The 16,436-nt window shown below is 68.8% G+C and carries 16 protein-coding genes and 1 pseudogene; 11 read left to right on the plus strand and 6 right to left on the minus strand.

Annotated elements, in window-relative coordinates; all coding sequences use genetic code 11:
- Nucleotides 1–41: 41 nt before the first annotated feature.
- Complete coding sequence (locus ABZ823_RS17275; RefSeq protein WP_361660232.1) at nucleotides 42–560, minus strand: CbrC family protein; 519 nt, start codon at nucleotides 558–560, stop codon at nucleotides 42–44.
- A gap of 421 nt (nucleotides 561–981) precedes the next feature.
- On the opposite strand from ABZ823_RS17275, the pseudogene ABZ823_RS17280 reads away from it, so the two are divergent.
- From ABZ823_RS17280 to ABZ823_RS17305, 6 genes and pseudogenes are all read left to right on the plus strand, one after another.
- Nucleotides 982–1,125 (plus strand): annotated as a pseudogene (locus ABZ823_RS17280) (DUF6879 family protein); the annotation flags it as partial.
- On the plus strand, nucleotides 1,122–1,952 hold the full coding sequence (locus ABZ823_RS17285) for a helix-turn-helix transcriptional regulator (protein ID WP_361660235.1): 831 nt from the start codon (nucleotides 1,122–1,124) through the stop codon (nucleotides 1,950–1,952). The pseudogene ABZ823_RS17280 and the gene ABZ823_RS17285, both read left to right, overlap by 4 nt.
- Nucleotides 1,953–2,284: 332 nt before the next feature.
- Nucleotides 2,285–2,509 (plus strand): hypothetical protein, encoded by a 225-nt coding sequence (locus ABZ823_RS17290; protein ID WP_361660238.1) that lies wholly within the window; start codon nucleotides 2,285–2,287, stop codon nucleotides 2,507–2,509.
- 95 nt (nucleotides 2,510–2,604) lie between these two features.
- Nucleotides 2,605–2,829 carry a DUF397 domain-containing protein gene (locus ABZ823_RS17295; RefSeq protein ID WP_046427928.1) on the plus strand — a complete coding sequence of 75 codons (225 nt, stop codon included), beginning with the start codon at nucleotides 2,605–2,607 and terminating at the stop codon, nucleotides 2,827–2,829.
- 89 nt (nucleotides 2,830–2,918) lie between these two features.
- A complete protein-coding gene (locus ABZ823_RS17300; protein WP_361660241.1) occupies nucleotides 2,919–3,386 on the plus strand; it encodes a hypothetical protein in 468 nt (155 codons plus the stop codon).
- Nucleotides 3,387–3,941: 555 nt separating this feature from the next.
- A complete protein-coding gene (locus ABZ823_RS17305) occupies nucleotides 3,942–4,271 on the plus strand; it encodes a hypothetical protein (protein ID WP_361660244.1) in 330 nt (109 codons plus the stop codon).
- Between the two features lie 1,174 nt (nucleotides 4,272–5,445).
- Here the strand turns inward: ABZ823_RS17305 and ABZ823_RS17310 are convergent.
- The gene (locus ABZ823_RS17310) at nucleotides 5,446–6,603 is read right to left on the minus strand and encodes an acyl-CoA dehydrogenase (protein ID WP_361660246.1); all 1,158 of its coding nucleotides are present in this window, start codon (nucleotides 6,601–6,603) and stop codon (nucleotides 5,446–5,448) included.
- 228 nt (nucleotides 6,604–6,831) lie between these two features.
- Between ABZ823_RS17310 and ABZ823_RS17315 the strand changes: the two genes are divergently transcribed.
- Nucleotides 6,832–8,175, plus strand: coding sequence for a UDP-glucose/GDP-mannose dehydrogenase family protein (locus ABZ823_RS17315; RefSeq protein WP_361660249.1), 1,344 nt, complete (start codon nucleotides 6,832–6,834; stop codon nucleotides 8,173–8,175).
- Between the two features lie 117 nt (nucleotides 8,176–8,292).
- Here ABZ823_RS17315 and ABZ823_RS17320 read toward each other — a convergent pair whose 3' ends face one another.
- Nucleotides 8,293–8,793, minus strand: a complete 501-nt coding sequence (locus ABZ823_RS17320; protein WP_361660251.1) for a CGNR zinc finger domain-containing protein — start codon at nucleotides 8,791–8,793, stop codon at nucleotides 8,293–8,295.
- A 149-nt stretch (nucleotides 8,794–8,942) separates the two neighbouring features.
- On the opposite strand from ABZ823_RS17320, the gene ABZ823_RS17325 reads away from it, so the two are divergent.
- Complete coding sequence (locus tag ABZ823_RS17325; RefSeq protein ID WP_361660254.1) at nucleotides 8,943–9,302, plus strand: VOC family protein; 360 nt, start codon at nucleotides 8,943–8,945, stop codon at nucleotides 9,300–9,302.
- A gap of 30 nt (nucleotides 9,303–9,332) precedes the next feature.
- A complete protein-coding gene (locus tag ABZ823_RS17330) occupies nucleotides 9,333–9,737 on the plus strand; it encodes a VOC family protein (protein ID WP_361660257.1) in 405 nt (134 codons plus the stop codon).
- Between the two features lie 52 nt (nucleotides 9,738–9,789).
- Here ABZ823_RS17330 and ABZ823_RS17335 read toward each other — a convergent pair whose 3' ends face one another.
- Nucleotides 9,790–11,061 carry an LCP family protein gene (locus ABZ823_RS17335; RefSeq protein WP_361660260.1) on the minus strand — a complete coding sequence of 424 codons (1,272 nt, stop codon included), beginning with the start codon at nucleotides 11,059–11,061 and terminating at the stop codon, nucleotides 9,790–9,792.
- Nucleotides 11,062–11,181: 120 nt separating this feature from the next.
- Between ABZ823_RS17335 and ABZ823_RS17340 the strand changes: the two genes are divergently transcribed.
- Nucleotides 11,182–11,754 carry an acyl-CoA thioesterase gene (locus tag ABZ823_RS17340; protein WP_361660263.1) on the plus strand — a complete coding sequence of 191 codons (573 nt, stop codon included), beginning with the start codon at nucleotides 11,182–11,184 and terminating at the stop codon, nucleotides 11,752–11,754.
- Between the two features lie 188 nt (nucleotides 11,755–11,942).
- Here ABZ823_RS17340 and ABZ823_RS17345 read toward each other — a convergent pair whose 3' ends face one another.
- Nucleotides 11,943–13,421 carry an LCP family protein gene (locus tag ABZ823_RS17345; RefSeq protein ID WP_361660266.1) on the minus strand — a complete coding sequence of 493 codons (1,479 nt, stop codon included), beginning with the start codon at nucleotides 13,419–13,421 and terminating at the stop codon, nucleotides 11,943–11,945.
- 126 nt (nucleotides 13,422–13,547) lie between these two features.
- On the opposite strand from ABZ823_RS17345, the gene ABZ823_RS17350 reads away from it, so the two are divergent.
- Nucleotides 13,548–14,576, plus strand: coding sequence for a glycosyltransferase family 2 protein (locus ABZ823_RS17350; protein ID WP_361660269.1), 1,029 nt, complete (start codon nucleotides 13,548–13,550; stop codon nucleotides 14,574–14,576).
- A gap of 63 nt (nucleotides 14,577–14,639) precedes the next feature.
- Here the strand turns inward: ABZ823_RS17350 and ABZ823_RS17355 are convergent, their stop codons facing one another.
- Entirely contained in the window at nucleotides 14,640–16,313 is a 1,674-nt protein-coding gene (locus ABZ823_RS17355; protein WP_361660272.1) for an LCP family protein, read from the minus strand.
- Nucleotides 16,314–16,436: the final 123 nt, after the last annotated feature.

The raw sequence follows: 16,436 nt of genomic DNA on the forward strand, positions 1-16,436 counted from the left end.
CCGAGAGGGCGCCCACCGCTGTGGGAGCCCCCTGCCGTGCGTCAGGTGAAGTCCGCGTACGCCACGTGCTGCGCGCAGCTGCGGCAGCGGAACAGATACGCGGTGGGCTGGCCGTCGGCGTCCAGCGACGCGAAGAACGTCTCACCCAGGGTCTCGCGGAGGCTCTGGGCGGCCTCCGGATGGTCCGCCAGCTCCTTGGCGCCCGCGCGCCCCAGGTACGCCGCCGCGTCCCCGCAGTGCGTCAGCCAGCGCTCCTGCTGCCAGCCGGAGAAGCCCGGCGTGCGCCGTTCCACGGTCCGCACCACCGACTTCGGTGCCTCGCCCGTCACCTCCGTGAACTGCGCGCCGAAGCGCTCCGCCGCGCTGCCGTCCGCGATGCACCACGGGCACAGCTCGGCGCGGACGTCCGCCACCGCGTACACGGGTCCCACGTACACGTATCCGCGCCGCAGCCCGCAGCACAGACACTCCGTGTCCGCGGCGACCACCGAACCGGTGGCCAGGGGGTCCGGATGGTACGGAAAGGACGGCAGCTCCGCCGTCGTCGCCGGATCGCTCATGTCCCTACCCTGCCGTACGAAGGAAAGGGGCACCCCGCAGGGTGCCCCGGAAACCACCGCGCGTTGCCGCAGCAGACCGCGTGCAACGGGCGGCGCACTACGGCAGGTTGCGCGCCATGACGACGCGCTGGACCTGGTTCGTTCCTTCGTAAATCTGCGTGCTTTACAGGTCATACGACCCTGACCTGCACGAAGACCCCTCCTAGAGAGGGCCTTCCCAGCATTTCCCCATGATCGTCAACAGTCTGCGCAGGACCGAGGCGGGCTGGAGGCACCGCCGCCAGTCGCGCGGTATACGAGCAGGCCTGACGCAAGTTACGCGGTTTCCCGTTCCGTCAACCGTGATCGCTTGACCGGTGCGCACAGCCCTCGGGAGCATCGACCCAGATGCGGGGTACTGGCAGCGGCACGGGAGAGGGGCGTGATGAACTACGACGGAAGCGGAAAGTACCTGGGTTCGGAAGTGCTACCACCGGAACGAACAGCGGAATTCGCGCGGTACCGTGATGCGGCTCTCGCGCACGCGGAACCGTTCACCGAATGGTGGGCCAAGTACGGGACGTGAATAGAGCACAGCTTGGAGCCGCGCTGCGGGCGCTGCGAGTGGCATCCGGCAAGGAAGCCAAAGCAGTGGCCCGCAGCGCCCTCATGTCTCCGTCCAAGCTGTCCAAGATCGAGAATGCGAAGCTGGCACCCAGCGCGACGGACGTAGAGCGCATCCTGACCGCCATCGGCGTCTCGGACGAGGTCAAGGCGGAGTACGCGGAAGCCGCACGCGCGTCAGCGACGGAGGCGACGGCATGGCGCCTGCTCAAGCGGATCGGGGTCCATAAGGGCCAGCAGGCCGCCAAGGCTCTGGAAGCCCAGATGTCTGTACTGCGGCTGTTTCAACCCGCGCTCGTTCCGGGCCTGCTCCAGACTCCCGAGTACATCAGGGCCATTCTGCAACGACACAACCTGAGTGAAGACGCACTCACGCGAACGATCAATGGGCGACTCGAACGGCAAGCGGTTCTCTACGACAACGCAAAGTCGCTTCGGTTCATCATCACCGAACCTGTTCTGCGCTGGCGCATCGTGCAACCGCAGATGATGGCTGCTCAGCTTGATCGCATCGTCTCCATTTCACGGCTCTCCCACGTGGACATCCGGATAGTCCCTCTGCGAGTTCAGCAACATGACATCGCAAATCATGCCTTCGTCATCCGTGACGACCGCATGGTGACGGTTGAAACCGTCCATGCCGAAGTCGTCGTTACGGACCCGCGAGATGTGAGTCTCTACGTTGATAAGTTCGAAGGATTCGAGCAAGCCGCGCTGGCCGGCGACGAAATGCGGAATCTGATCGAAAGCATCCGCAACGACTTTTTGCGGGAACAGGAAACAGGCTAGAGGCGCAATCGTGGGCCGCCGAAGATGGGGGCCATGGTGAGCGACAGCAAGGCACATAGGACCGAAGCGGCTGATCATGTGGGCAGCAGTGAGGCCCGACAGTTCCTCTCCCGTCTCTCCGGAGCGTTCGGCGTCGGCGGCGTGCTCATGGTGCAGAAGAGCGACCCTGGCCCCGAAGGCGCGGACCTGGCGCCGAGGTCGGCTTTGCACTGGCCTCGGTGTGAGTGCGGGAGCCCGAAGTGTCCTGACTACAAGCCCCCGCCGCGTAGCCCGTCAGCGGGACTGAGCGGCAGAGTCGCCGCAGCCAACGCGCGGAGCCGTAGGAGTGGGCTGTGAGCGTCAGAGCGGCCATGCGGTACGTCATGCACCGGATCACCGAGCATCCCGACACGGACGTGACGTTCGAGGCCGAGTGTCTGCACTGCGGTTGGAAGGCGACTCCCGCCGATGACTCGGCCTGCGTCGACGTGGAGTGCATGAGCCACACGGGCCGGTCCGGGCACGCCGGTTTCCGGCGCATCCGGACCTCGTTCGCCATGGTCGTCCGCACCGAGTGAGACACCGCCCCTGCGGTGGAATCCCTGAACTCCCGCCCGGTATGGGCGGCGACGGTCAGTCATGGCCGTGATCAGTTGAGCAGGAAGGTGCAGTGATGCTGGACGGAAGTGATCTGTACGCGCTCGACATCAACGGGGCGTCGTTCGTGAAGGCATGCGGCGGCCCCTGCACCGAAGGGTGCGTGACCCTGGCGCGGATCGGTGACGACGCCTGGGCCCTGGGTGACAGCAAGCGGCCGGACGCCCAACCGCTGCGGTTCACCACGGAGGAACTGGACGCGGCCGGTATCGACCCGGCGCGCTTCGGCCTGAACGTCTGATCCTCCCCCTCCCGCCAGCCAGGCCGGGTCCATCCCCTGTCACTGGGTCCGGCCCGGCCTGGCTGGCACTCCTCGGAACGGAACGACTGGTGCACCACCACGGCTATCTATGGACCGGCCCGAAAGAGCGTTTCGACAATGGGGCCCTGCGGCGACCTCCACATCCTGAGCCGCCCCCGGCGGGAAGCAGACCAGAACTGATCCAGCGTTATCGAGAGGTCGCGGCGGAGTTCCCGACCACCGATCTGCCGCCCCTTGAAACGGCGTACTGGCTGATCAAGCCCCGTTCCATCGTTCGTGGCACGTGGGAGGAAGCCAAGGAGGCGGCGGCCTGGCTCGGTGAGCGACTGGCTGAGTACGCGCCCCGGTTCGCGGCGGAACGGGACCGAGACACCACCCGCCTGGCCCGACTGGTGAACGCTGCTGCCGAACACCTGCATTCGGGCGCTGATGTGTCGTACGGCTTCTATCTGGAACGTCCCTCGTATCTGTCCCTGGCAGTGGTGACGTGCTCCCCGAATCGTGCACTTCCTGGAGCGGCCTGCCCAGTCGCGTAGTAGAAACAAGAGGGTGGACCTTTTTCTCATTTCCGCAAGTGTTCAGGCCTCAAGTCAGGCCATCCAGCCTGTTTGGCCTTCTCTATACGCGAGGAGCAAAAGGCACGCCACAAGTCGACAGTCATGTAAGAGGTTGCGTAGTCAATCGGAGTGCCCCAGATGAACCAGTTGCGGCGCTTCTCGACCACTCTTTTCGCTGGTGGACGTCGTACGAGTCCCAGTGGGTGAAGTAGTCGAAGGCGGAGTTAGCCCCTCCGAAAATCGCTACCGGAGTCCAACCACCGATGCGTTCGATGAAGTCGTGCATGTAGGTGCGCCCCCCATGTTGCCCATGTAGCCGGTGATCATATGTGGTTGAGCTGCGAACAAGAAGAGATGTCATCGTGAAGACGACGGTGTCGTGGCGTGCGAGGCGGCTCTATGTAGACCGCAGTACCCCTCTCGCCGGAGACCCCTTACTTCTGGGCCAGCTACCGGTACGGTGGCGCTCCTGACGCGGTGGAGGGGGAAGCGTTGAAGCGAGGAACGGCGGCGTACGAGGCAGCCGAAGAGGCCATGGCAGAGATCCTGTTGGAACGGGCCCGTAACGGGGATTGTCCGATCCAGTACGGGGAGCTGAGCAAGCTCCTGGAGGAGCAGGGCCACAACGTTCCGGCCCACAGTGTGGAGATGGATCTTCTCTTGGCCGACGTCTCCCGCCAGGAGAGCCCTGACCGCAAGAAAGCCATGCTCAGTGCCATGGTGGTGTTCAAGGACCCGAACAAGCGGGAGCCCGGCGCGGGGTTCTACCGCCTGGCCCGAGAGGAGTTCGCTCGCAAGGGCGACAACGTAACCATCTGGGGCGAGGAGATGGAACGCCTGGCCCGAGACTACAGACAGGGCTGATGACGGGCCCCAGCCGTCGGGCTGGGCCTTGCTGCGTGTCTGGTGTTCTCCACGGTGGGAAGAGCGCCCCTGGGTTCGGACATCCGAGGCCGCGTCTCGTTGCCCAGAGCCTCGTGAGCGCGCCGTCAACGGACCCGACGGGTACAACATCGTCGTGCGGCTCCAGCCCGTCAGGGCCGGTGCTGCGGTAGTGGTATCAACCCCGCTTTTCATCCACCAGGACCAAGATGATCAGCCCTGGAGGTAGTCCAGGGCTGATTTGGTTTGCCTAGAGCAGTGCTCGGAACGGGTTCTCTTCGAGCGGTTGGGGGCGCTTCGGTTCCGGCAGAGGCTTGGGTGCTGGTCGGTAAGCGTCAAGCCGGACAACCGTTGCGCGGTTCTGTTCACGCTCCGCGCTGGCCGGCTGCGGCTCAGCGTGACGGGAAGTGTCCCGGTTCCTGTTGCTGTCCGTGCTGGCCGGCTGCGGCACAGAGTCACCGGAACTGTCACCGCGGAGTGAGGAAACGGTGGCCGGTCGGCCCGTCTTACCCGACCGCTCCACGGTCACGACGATTCCGGGAAGTGCCTTGACGTCAGCGGCCGTTGCCCCGACGAACGGGAGAACCTGAGAGGACGTGGCCCGTCCCCCGTGCATCTCGATGCGGGCCCGGACCTTATCGGCGAGACTGAGCGGCTGTCGCTTCACCTTTGAAGACGCCGCCCCCTTGGTGATCCGTACGGCATCCTGTACCGACCGCCGAACCAGAGTGAAGGCAGCGGACAGCATCTCTTCCGTGATCTGATGGGAGCACTCGGACGCTGCCAGGCAGGCGGCAACCCTGAGCGTCTGTTCTGCGGTCCGCTCGATGAACACGGCCTGTCCCTCCGGAAGGGACTCACCCAGGATCCGGGCGTACCGACGCACGATCCGCCACAGGTGCGACGATGTTGACGCCCGGCGCCGACGACCCGACGGAGGCATCAGAGGTCGCCTGATCCGCGTACGACAACAGCCCCCGGCGTCGCGCCGGGGGCTGTGTTGTTTGTGCAGGTCAGTGGCTGTTTTCAGTCAGGCATCTGCCCAGGATTCCCCCAGCATGACGCCCAGGAACGGCCCTGATCGGGCCGCAACGGGCAGAAAGCCGAAGGTGTCCCTCCGGACCTTCGAAACAGCTTCTGACCTGCAAAAACCCTACTAGGGAAGGTTCCTTGCCATCACGATCCGCTGAACTTGGTTCGTGCCCTCATAAATCTGCGTGATCTTGGCGTCGCGCATCATGCGCTCGACCGGGTAGTCCCGGGTGTAGCCGTAGCCGCCGAGGAGCTGGACGGCGTCCGTGGTGACCTCCATCGCCACGTCCGAGGCGAAGCACTTGGCGGCGGCGCCCTGGAAGGTGAGGTCGCTGTCGCCGCGCTCGGACTTGGCCGCCGCCGCGTAGGTGAGCTGGCGGGCCGCCTCGATCTTCATCGCCATGTCGGCGAGCATGAACTGGATGCCCTGGAAGTCGGCGATCGGCTTGCCGAACTGCTTGCGCTCCCGGACGTAGTTCTTGGCGTAGTCGAAGGCGCCCTGGGCGACACCGAGGGCCTGGGCGGCGATGGTGATGCGGGTGTGGTCCAGCGTCTTCATCGCCGTGGCGAAGCCGGTGCCCTCCGCGCCGATCATGCGGTCGGCGGGGATGCGGACGTTGTCGAAATAGACCTCGCGGGTCGGGGAGCCCTTGATGCCGAGCTTCTTCTCCGGGGCGCCGAAGGAGACGCCCTCGTCCGACTTCTCGACGACGAAGGCGGATATGCCCTTGGAGCGCCTCTCGGGGTCGGTCACCGCCATGACCGTGTAGTACTCGGAGACGCCCGCGTTGGTGATCCAGCGCTTGACGCCGTTGAGCACCCAGTGGTCTCCGTCACGCACGGCCCGCGTCTTCATGCCGGCCGCGTCGGAGCCCGCCTCCGGCTCGGACAGGCAGTACGAGAACATCGCGTCGCCCTTGGCCAGCGGCCCGAGGTACTTCTTCTTCAGCTCCTCGGAGCCGGAGAGGATCACGGGCAGGGAGCCGAGCTTGTTCACGGCCGGGATCAGGGAGGAGGACACGCATGCGCGGGCCACCTCCTCGATCACGATGACCGTGGCGAGCGCGTCCGCGCCCGCGCCGCCGTACTCCTCCGGCACGTGGACCGCGTGCAGGTCATTGGCGACGAGGGCCTCCAGCGCCTCCTGCGGGAAGCGGGCCTCCTCGTCGACCGCGGGGGCGTACGGCGCGATCTTCGCCTCGGCCAGCGAGCGGATGGCGTCGCGGAGCATGTCGTGCTCCTCGGACGGGCGGTACAGGTCGAAGTCAGCCGATCCGGCCAAGGTCTCACGCTCCAAAGACGCTGTGCTGACGCTAATTACCGTTAAGTAACCCAAATTTTAGGGGTACGCCCACGCGAGTGATACGTGAGCTTGGCGACAGCGGGAAAGTTGCCCGTCGAGGGGCCCGGCTATGCTCGGGCACCGATTCACCGCCGCGCACGCCCGTCGGCCGACACCACCCACCCGGGGGCGGCGTGATGCGCCGGCGCCTATTGGACGGGAGCACCCATGAGCCTCAAGATCACAGTGATCGGCACCGGCTATCTCGGCGCCACACACGCCGCGGCCATGGCCGAGCTGGGGTTCGAGGTCCTGGGTCTCGATGTCGTCCCCGAGAAGATCGAGATGCTCCAGCGGGGCGAGGTCCCCATGTACGAGCCGGGACTCGAGGAGCTGCTGCGCAAGCATGTGGCGGGTATCGAGGGTTCCAGCGGGCGGCTGCGCTTCACCCTGGACTGGGCCGAACTGGCCGAGTTCGGCGACATCCACTTCGTCTGCGTGAACACCCCGCAGAAGCACGGCGAGTACGCCTGCGACATGTCGTACGTCGACGCCGCGATCGCCTCGCTCGCGCCGCATCTGAAGGCTCCGGCCCTCGTCGTCGGCAAGTCGACCGTGCCGGTCGGCTCCGCGGACCGCCTGGCCGCCTACCTCGCCGAGCACGCGCCCGCGGGCGGGGACGCCGAACTGGCCTGGAACCCGGAGTTTTTGCGGGAGGGCTTCGCCGTCCAGGACACGCTGCACCCCGACCGGATCGTGGTCGGCGTGCGCAGCGAGCGGGCCGAGAAGCTGCTGCGCGAGGTGTACGCGACCCCGGTCGCCGACGGCTCGCCCTTCGTCGTGACGGACTTCCCGACCGCCGAGCTGGTGAAGACCTCCGCGAACTCCTTCCTCGCCACCAAGATCTCCTTCATCAACGCGATGGCGGAGGTGTGCGAGGCCGCGGGCGGCGACGTGGCCAAGCTGGCGGAGGCCATCGGCCACGACGACCGGATCGGCAAGAAGTTCCTGCGGGCCGGGATCGGCTTCGGCGGCGGCTGTCTGCCGAAGGACATCCGGGCGTTCATGGCGCGCGCGGGCGAGCTGGGTGCCGACCAGGCGCTGACGTTCCTGCGCGAGATCGACTCCATCAACATGCGCCGCCGCGGCCAGATGGTCGAGATGGCACGCGAGGCGCTCGGCGGCGGCTCGTTCCTCGGCAAGCGGGTCGCCGTGCTCGGCGCCACCTTCAAGCCGGACTCCGACGACGTACGCGACTCGCCGGCGTTGAACGTCGCCGGGCAGATCCACCTTCAGGGCGGCCAGGTCACGGTCTACGACCCCAAGGGCATGGAGAACGCGCGGCGGCTCTTTCCGACGCTCGGGTACGCCGGCTCCGCCCTGGAGGCGGTCCGGGGCGCCGACGTCGTGCTGCATCTGACGGAGTGGCGGGAGTTCCGCGAGCTGGACCCGGCGGAGCTGGGCGAGGCGGCGACCTCCCGGGTGATCCTCGACGGCCGTAACGCACTCGAACCCGAGCTGTGGCGCCGGGCGGGGTGGACCTACCGCGCCATGGGACGCCCGACCGCGTAAGGAGAAGGGTGACGCCGGTCCGGCCGAGGCTCAGTCGGCCGGACCGGCGTCCTGTTGCATTCTGCACCACGGCCCAGGCGCACGAGCGGCACCTGCTCAACCCTGCCGGTCGTACGCCTACTTCGCCCGGTATCGCCGCATTTTCGCACGTGCCCCGCACACCGACATCGAGCACCAGCGGCCCTTCCCGGCCGGGCTGCGGTCGTAGTACGCCCAGTGGCAGTCGGGCAGTTCGCATGCCTTCAGACGCAACCAGGTGCCTTCGGCGAGCGCTTCGGCGACGGCCGCCGCCACCCGGGAGAGCAGAGCGCCCGCGTCGGCGGGGGCGAGGGACGCCGAGCCGTCCCGCTCGTCGACGGCCACCAGCAGCGGGGCCCGCGCCAGCAGCGCGCCCAGGGGTGTCACCTCGCGGTGCGGGGGGTGACCCGCGTGCGCCAGGCAGACGGCGCGCAGCGACTCCCTCAGCTCCCGTACGTCCGCCAGACCGGCTTCGGTGACGCCGAACTCCGCGCGGCCTTCCGGCGTGTCCAGACGGTCCTCACCCGACTCCAGGTCCACGGTGTTGACCAGCGCCTCCAGCAGGGCGAGGCCGCCGGGCGCGGGGGCTCTGTCCGTCATCTCTGCGACCTCTGCGACCTCATGTCCGCGACGTTACCTGTCCACATCCCCCTTGCGACGTTACCCCCAATCCGCAAGCATGGGGTAACGAGGTTACCGGTTGCGCTGCTTTACCGGTAACTCCGGAATGCGGACTGTGAGGAGGAATCATGGCGCTCGCCAAGCTGGACGTCGTCGTCCTGGACTGTCCCGACCCGCACGCCCTCGCCGGTTTCTACGCCGAGGTGCTGGGCGGCACGGTGGAGGGCGACGGCGACTGGGTGGACCTCAAGGTGCCCGGCGGCCCGTCGCTGGCGTTCCAGGCCGCGCCCGGGCACGTACCGCCGCAGTGGCCGTCCCCCGACGACTCGCAGCAGTTCCATCTGGACCTCGCGGTCGACGACCTGGACGCGGCCGAGAAGGGCGTCCTCGCGCTCGGCGCCCGGCCGTTGGACGCGGAGGACCGCTCGCGCACCTTCCGTGTTTACGCGGACCCGGCTGGGCACCCGTTCTGCCTCTGCGCCTGCTGACGCAGGTGCCGGATCCACGAGGAGGTCACCATGGCACAGCCCGTCGCCCGCATGTGGTCCGTCGTCCTGGACTGCCCGGATCCCCGCGCGCTCGCCGAGTTCTACGCGCAGGTGCTGGGCGGAACGGTGGAGGGCGACGGCGACTGGGTCGACCTGCATGTGCCCGGCAGCCACAAGCTCGCCTTCCAGCGCGCGCCCGGGCACAAGCCGCCGGAGTGGCCCCGGGACGACGCCGACTCGCAGCAGCTCCACTTCGACCTGGCGGCGGGTGACACCGTGGAGGCGATCGAGGCCGCCGAGGAGAAGGTGCTCGCCCTCGGCGCCCGGCCGCTCGATGTGAACGACCTGAACGGCAAGCGGGACTTCCGGGTGTACGCGGATCCGGCGGGGCACCCCTTCTGCCTCTGCCGGGTCGAGCGCACACGGGCCGTCTGAACGCCGAGGGCCCCGCCGAACCGCTCGGCGGGGCCCTCGGACGGTGGACGGCTCAGTTGCCCGTGACCGTCACCTTCTCGTCGTTGTTCAGCTCGCCCACCAGCGTCTTGACCTTGGCCTTGTCCCACAGCAGGTTGCCGCCGGCGGAGCCGGAGACCGGCATGTTCATCGACGTGCCGTCGCCGCCGCTGACCCCCTTCATCGCCCAGAACATGGACCCCAGGTCCAGCAGGCCCATGTCCTTGTCGACGATCAGGGAGTCCAGGCCCGCGCTCATCGTCGGGTAGAACTTGAAGGGGTTGAGGACCGTGGTCGGGGTCGCGACCTGGTGGGCCAGCGCGGAGAGGAACTTCTGCTGGTTCTTGGTGCGCTGGAGGTCACTGGCGGCGAAGGCGTGCCGGGTGCGGACGAAGGCGAGGGCCTGCTGGCCGTTCAGCGTCTGCTTGCCCGTCTTGAAGTCGGCACCGGAGTACTTGTCCTTGAAGCCCTTGTCGATGGTGAGCTCCACACCGCCGACCGCGTCCACGATGTTCGCGAAGCCTGCGAAGCCGATCTCCACGTAGTGGTCGATGTGCAGGCCGGTGTTGTACTCGACGGTGCGGACGAGGAGTTCCGGGCCGTCCTCCGCGTAGGCCGCGTTCAGCTTCACATGGCGGCCCGTGCCCTGGTAGACCTTCCCGGACGTGGAGCCCTTGTACGTCGGTATCTCGACGTCCGAGTCACGGGGCAGCGAGATCAGCGTGTCGCCGTTGCCGCCGACGTGCAGGATCATCATCGAGTCCGTCCGCTTGCCCTCGGCGGACCCGGTGTGCAGCTTCTTCTTCTCCTCGGCGGACATGCCCGCGCGGCTGTCGGAGCCGACGATCAGGTAGTTGGTCCCCTGGCCTGCGGCAGGCCGGTCGATGACCTTGGAGAGGTCGACGTCCCGGTGGAGCTTGGAGTCGGCCCAGAAGTACGTGGCCACCGTCGTCACCACCAGCACGGTGACCAGGGTGATCGCGGTCCACTTGATCCGGCGTCCCCAGTTCGGTGCCGGGCGCATGGCCCCCGGTCCAGTGCCGCCCGGCCCCTGCGGGCGGCCGGGCGGCGCGCCGTAGACCTGGCCGGTGTTGTAGCCGCTGTCGTAACCGCCGTATCCCTGGTCGTACGACGGCTGCTGCGGCACCCCGCCGTACGGCGGCGCGGCCTGAGGGCCTCCCGCCCCGCCCGGCGTGCGCCGGACCTGACGCATCACGCGCGCGCCCTCGGGCTGCGCGCTGGTGCTGCCGCGTCCGTAGCGGTTGCCGCGGCTGTCCTCGGACCATCCCTCGGGCCTATCGTTCATGCGCCCCAGTGTGCCGGGTCCCGGTATGGGCCGTACAAGGGGTGGCGAAGAACGGGGTCAGGGCTGTTGCGAAGCCGACACAAAGTCTCCGCCTCGGGGCCCCGGCATAAGGTGGACGGTATGACAGACCAGGCCCCCGCCTCGGAATCAGAAATTCCGGGCGATACCGCGGGTGACATACCCGGGAAGCCCACCTCCGCGTCCCGCACCACCCTCAGCCACATCATGACCCACAGCGACACCAACCTGCTGGGCACGGTGCACGGCGGTGTGATCATGAAACTCGTCGACGACGCGGCGGGCGCCGTGGCCGGCCGGCACTCCGGCGGCCCGGCCGTCACCGCGTCGATGGACGAGATGGTGTTCCTCGAGCCGGTCAGGGTCGGTGATCTGGTCCATGTGAAGGCCCAGGTCAACTGGACCGGCCGCACGTCGATGGAGGTGGGGGTGCGGGTGCTGGCCGAGCGCTGGAACGAGTCCACGCCGCGCACCCGGGTCGGCTCCGCGTACCTCGTCTTCGCCGCGGTCGACGCCGACGGCAAGCCGCGGCCGGTACCGCCGGTCATCCCGGAGACGGAGCGCGACAAGCGCCGCTACCAGGAGGCCCAGATCCGCCGCACCCACCGCCTGGCCCGCCGCCGCGCGATCAAGGAACTGCGGGAGGAGAGGGCGGCCCAGGGCTACGAGGACTGAGGGGCGCCCTCGGCCGCGAGGGCCGAGGGCGGCGCCCGGCCCTGAGGGCTGAGGTCTGCTCAAGGTCCCGAGGGCCGAGAGCCGCTCAAGGGCCCGAGGTCTGAGGGCGGCGCAAGGTCCCGAGGACCGACAGCCGCGCAAGGCTGCCGGGACGAAGGGCCGCGCAGGGCGACGAGGGCGGCCACCCCCTACGGGCACACCACCTCGTCCCCGGTCATCACCGCGGGCCCCGGTGCCGGCGTAGCCGACGGTGGTGCCGTCCTCACCCGTCGTACCTCCTTGAAGTCCGCCCCCGCGATCACCTTCAGCGTCGGCCCCTGCCCCGGTGTGGCGCGCAGCTCACTGCCGGGCAGGGCCGCCGCGAGGGCCTTCGCCGAGCGGTCCCAGCGCGGGTCGTAGACCACGACCGTGCGCCGCGCCGCCTGGGCCGCCGCGTTCACCGGCTGCCGCGTCGTGCGGAACCCGGTGGCCGTCAGCCCGTCGTCCACCCGCTTGCCGAGCCCCTCCGTGGACGTCCCGTTCTCCACCTGTACCCGGACCTGACGAGGGTCCACGTCGATCTCGACCGCGGCCGGGCCCTTCCGCTCGGGCCGCAGGGGCGGGGCGAGCGGCTTGTCGTCGTGCAGGGACGCGAACAGCGCCCGCGCCTTCGCGTCGTCCCACTTCACCGTCGAGCCGAGTCCCTTGACCTCGTAGGCCATCTGCCCGATCGGCACGGTCGCGAACTCCGAGGAGCGCGGCGAGAAGTCCCGCATCACCCGGCCCAGGCCGAGCAGCTGGTCCGTGCCGAAGCCCGGGTCCGCGCGCACCGAGCCGAGCGCGGCCTGGGCCACTTCCCGGAACCTCAGCGGGTTCAGCAGGACGCCGGAGGAGGTTGCCCGGTCGATCAGCGCCGCCAGGAACTTCTGCTGCCGCTGCATCCGGCCCAGATCGGAGGCCCCGTCGACGTGCCGCGAGCGCACGTACTGCAATGCCTGGCCGCCGCTCAGGAGATGGGTGCCCGGGGCCAGGTTCAGTCCGGTGTAGGGGTCCTTCAGCGGCTGTGTGGTGCACACCCGGACACCGCCGAGCAGGTCCACGGTCCTCATGAAGCTGATGAAGTCGACCTCCAGATAGTGGTCGATCTTCAGATGGGTCATCTTCTCGACGGTGTGCACGGTCAGGTTGGGGCCGCCCTCCGCGTACGCCGCGTTCAGCCGGATCGGGTGGGTGCCGCGCTGCTGCGCGGTCGTCCGTTCCGTGTGCGTCGGCACCTCCGCGTAGGAGTCCCGCGGCAGGCTGACCACGGTCGCCCGGTCCCGGTCCGCCGAGAGGTGCACGATCATGAGCGTGTCGGTGCAGTGGCAGGGCGCGCCGCCGAGACGGAACCGCCGCCGCTCCTTCTCCGTGATCTTTTCGCGGCCGTCGGTGCCCACCAGCAGGACGTTCATGCCGTGGCCCGCCGCGGGACGGTCCTTCATGTCCTGGAAGGGGTCGACGCGGCCGATGCCCTCGTCGAGGCCGGTGATCACCGCGTGCCCGATGCCGGCCGAGGCGAGCACCACCACGGAGAGCGTGGTGACCGCCCGTGTCGTCCAGCCGGTCTTCCTCCGCCCCGCCGGCGGTTGCCGGGCGGGGGAGCGGCGGGCCGGCTGAGGGCGCGCGGGCGAGCGGGTCGGCGTGGGCACGGGGGAGACCTCCGCGGAGCTGGATGGGGTATCCCTGGGCACCGTAGGCCGACAAGATCCGGGGCCCCCGGCGGCGCCCGGGCGGCGCGCACCGGTGTCCCCCGTTCGCGGTAACGTGAGCCTCCTATGAACGCCAATCCCGACGTGCGGCTCCCCGCCGTTTCCGTGATCATGCCGGTTCTCAACGAGGAGCGGCATCTGCGCGGAGCCGTCCAAGCGATCCTGGCCCAGGAGTACGCCGGTGAGATGGAGGTCGTGATCGCTCTCGGTCCGTCCACGGACCGCACGGACGAGATCGCGGCCGAGCTGGTCCGGGAGGACCCGCGTGTGCACACGGTGCCGAACCCCACCGGCCGGACGCCGGCCGCGCTCAACGCCGCGATCAAGGCCTCCCGCCATCCGGTCGTGGTGCGCGTGGACGGCCACGGCATGCTCTCGCCGAACTACATCGCCACCGCCGTCCGCCTCCTGGAGGAGACCGGGGCGCAGAACGTCGGCGGCATCATGCACGCCGAGGGCGAGAACGACTGGGAGCACGCCGTCGCCGCGGCCATGACCTCGAAGATAGGTGTCGGCAACGCCGCTTTCCACACCGGTGGCGAGGCCGGTCCGGCGGAGACGGTCTACCTCGGTGTCTTCCGGCGCGAGGCCCTGGAGCAGCAGGGCGGCTACAACGAGGAGTTCATTCGCGCCCAGGACTGGGAGCTGAACTTCCGTATCCGCGAGGCGGGCGGGCTCATCTGGTTCTCGCCGGAGCTGAAGGTGTCCTACCGGCCCCGGCCGAGCGTGAAGGCGCTTGCCAAGCAGTACAAGGACTACGGGCGCTGGCGTCATGTCGTCGCCCGCTACCACGAGGGCTCCATCAACCTGCGCTACCTCGCCCCGCCGACCGCGGTCTGCGCGATCGCGGCCGGCGTCGTGGTGGGCGCCGCGCTGACCCCCTGGGCCTTCGTGATCCCCGGCGGCTATCTCGCGGCGATCGTCCTCGGCTCCGTTCCCGCGGGCAAGGGTCTGCCGCTGAAGGCGCGGCTGCGGATCCCCGTCGCCCTCGCCACCATGCACATGTCGTGGGGCTGGGGCTTTCTGACGAGCCCCAAGTCGCTGGCGAGGAAGGTCATCGCGTCACGACGGCCGGCGGTCGTCGCCTCCCGCTGAGCACATCGGCAACCGGGTCTTCGGGTCCCTCTCCACGACGGAGGGGGACCCGACGCGTCGGGATCACCAGGTGTAGCCGGGGTCCACCTGCATGCACTGCTTGGTCGCGCCGTTCAGGATGTTCGCCGACCGCGGGGTCTTGTCGTCCTCCCTCGGCGCCTTGTACGCGGTTCCGGACCGCCAGTCGGCGCCCACGACCAGGGTGACGCCGGAGACATCCGTGGACTTCACCACCGAGCCCGCCGGAACCCCCAGGACCTTGGCGACCCGCTCGGCGTCGCCCTTCAGATCCGCGCTCGGATAGCGGATGACCGTCTTGTCCTCGGAGAGCGCCGTCGAGGTGTCCGCCCGGGCCTCCGTGAAGCCCTTGCCGACGAGCAGTTGGGCCACCGTGCTCGCCCGTCCGCCGACCGAGGCCAGCACGGAGGTGCGGGTGCCGTTCTGCACCTGGACCGCGATCTTGTCGTCGCTGTCCGTCGGGGCTGCCGTCGCCTCGGCCGTGGTCTTCTTCTTCGTGCCCTTGCCGTCCAGCGCGATGTCCTCGCGCACCAGCCGGAACAGCTTGTCCGCGTCGCCCGGCTTGGGCACCACGCGCTCCCCGGCGTACTCGTACGGCATCGTCGTCATCGTGATGCGGTCGGTGGGCACCTTCTTCAGCTCGGTGCTCAGGTCGTAGAGCCTCGCGACCGAGCCGATGCCCTTGTCGACGGTGAGGGCCGCGGTGGCCGTCTCGGCGAGCTTGCGCAGCTTGTCGGGGTTGCTCAGTGTGGCGTTGGCGCGCAGCTCGCGGACCATCGCGCTCATGTACTGGTGCTGGGCCTTGGTGCGGGCGATGTCGCTGCCGTCCTCGAACCCGTAGCGCGTGCGCAGCCACTGCAGGGCCTGCGTGCCCTTGATGTAGGTGGTGCCCGCCTTCAGCTTCAGGCCCGAGCCGTGGCCGGAGGAGGTGTGCGAGTAGATGTTCTTGTCGACGCAGACCGGGACGCCGCCGATCGCGTCGGCCATCGAGACCACACCCGCGAAGTCGACCATGATGAAGTGGTCGATGTGGATGTCGGTGAGCTTCTCCCAGGTGGCGACCGTGCAGCCGGGGCCACCACGGCCCAGGGAGTCGTTCGTCATCGCCTGCGTCGACGCCGGGTAGACGTGCCCCTTGGAGTCGGTGCACCGGGGTATCTGGAGCAGGGTGTCACGCGGCATGCTGACCACCGACATGTTGGTGCGGTCGGCGGAGAGGTGCAGCAGGATCTGGACGTCCGCGCGCGGAGGCGTCCCGAAGGTGTCCTTGGCGCCGCCGAGCAGCTGGTTCTCCTTGGAGTCCCGGGCGTCCGACCCCAGGAGGAGGATGTTCAGCGGGGTCTGGCCCGCGGCGTTCGGCCTCGACGCGGCCGCCCGGTCCTTGGCGTCGCCGATGTTGAGGTCGTCCTTCTTGAGGTTGTCGTTCAGGTGCTGGTAGTAGAGGTATCCCGCCCCGGCGGTGCCGAGTATGACGACCGCCAGGACCGTCGCCGACCAGCGCAGGACGCGGCGTCTGCGGCGCGGGCGCCCCGCGTCGGCCCGGCCCCGTCCGCCCCCGCCGTCGGCCGGGCCCCGGCCGCCCGGCTCGGTGGGCGGACCGCCCTCGCCGTCCCGGACGACGTCGCCGTTCTCCTCGCGCGGACTCCCGTCCCAGCCCCGTTCACCGGCGTCCCGTACACGTGGTCGCTCCCCCTTTCCCCGCACACTGCTCTGCACCACGTTGCTGCCTCCCCACCCTGCACCCGACAAACGGGTCCGTCCCGCGGTCCGGGAGTCGCCTCGCGCCTGCCCGGGATTGTGGCCGTGGGCGGGGCGCGCTTCGCGCCCCGCCGATATGTACGC

Source organism: Streptomyces sp. NPDC047079, assembly GCF_040643755.1.
GTDB lineage: Bacteria > Actinomycetota > Actinomycetes > Streptomycetales > Streptomycetaceae > Streptomyces.

What these genes read in the sequence shown, in the direction of transcription:
- ABZ823_RS17275 (WP_361660232.1), bottom strand. Translation starts at nt 560, where the DNA reads ATGAGCGATCCGGCGACGACGGCGGAGCTGCCGTCCTTTCCGTACCAT.
- ABZ823_RS17295 (WP_046427928.1), top strand. Translation starts at nt 2,605, where the DNA reads ATGCTGGACGGAAGTGATCTGTACGCGCTCGACATCAACGGGGCGTCG.
- ABZ823_RS17305 (WP_361660244.1), top strand. Translation starts at nt 3,942, where the DNA reads ATGGCAGAGATCCTGTTGGAACGGGCCCGTAACGGGGATTGTCCGATC.
- ABZ823_RS17315 (WP_361660249.1), top strand. Translation starts at nt 6,832, where the DNA reads ATGAGCCTCAAGATCACAGTGATCGGCACCGGCTATCTCGGCGCCACA.
- ABZ823_RS17320 (WP_361660251.1), bottom strand. Translation starts at nt 8,793, where the DNA reads ATGACGGACAGAGCCCCCGCGCCCGGCGGCCTCGCCCTGCTGGAGGCG.
- ABZ823_RS17325 (WP_361660254.1), top strand. Translation starts at nt 8,943, where the DNA reads ATGGCGCTCGCCAAGCTGGACGTCGTCGTCCTGGACTGTCCCGACCCG.
- ABZ823_RS17330 (WP_361660257.1), top strand. Translation starts at nt 9,333, where the DNA reads ATGGCACAGCCCGTCGCCCGCATGTGGTCCGTCGTCCTGGACTGCCCG.
- ABZ823_RS17335 (WP_361660260.1), bottom strand. Translation starts at nt 11,061, where the DNA reads ATGAACGATAGGCCCGAGGGATGGTCCGAGGACAGCCGCGGCAACCGC.
- ABZ823_RS17340 (WP_361660263.1), top strand. Translation starts at nt 11,182, where the DNA reads ATGACAGACCAGGCCCCCGCCTCGGAATCAGAAATTCCGGGCGATACC.
- ABZ823_RS17350 (WP_361660269.1), top strand. Translation starts at nt 13,548, where the DNA reads ATGAACGCCAATCCCGACGTGCGGCTCCCCGCCGTTTCCGTGATCATG.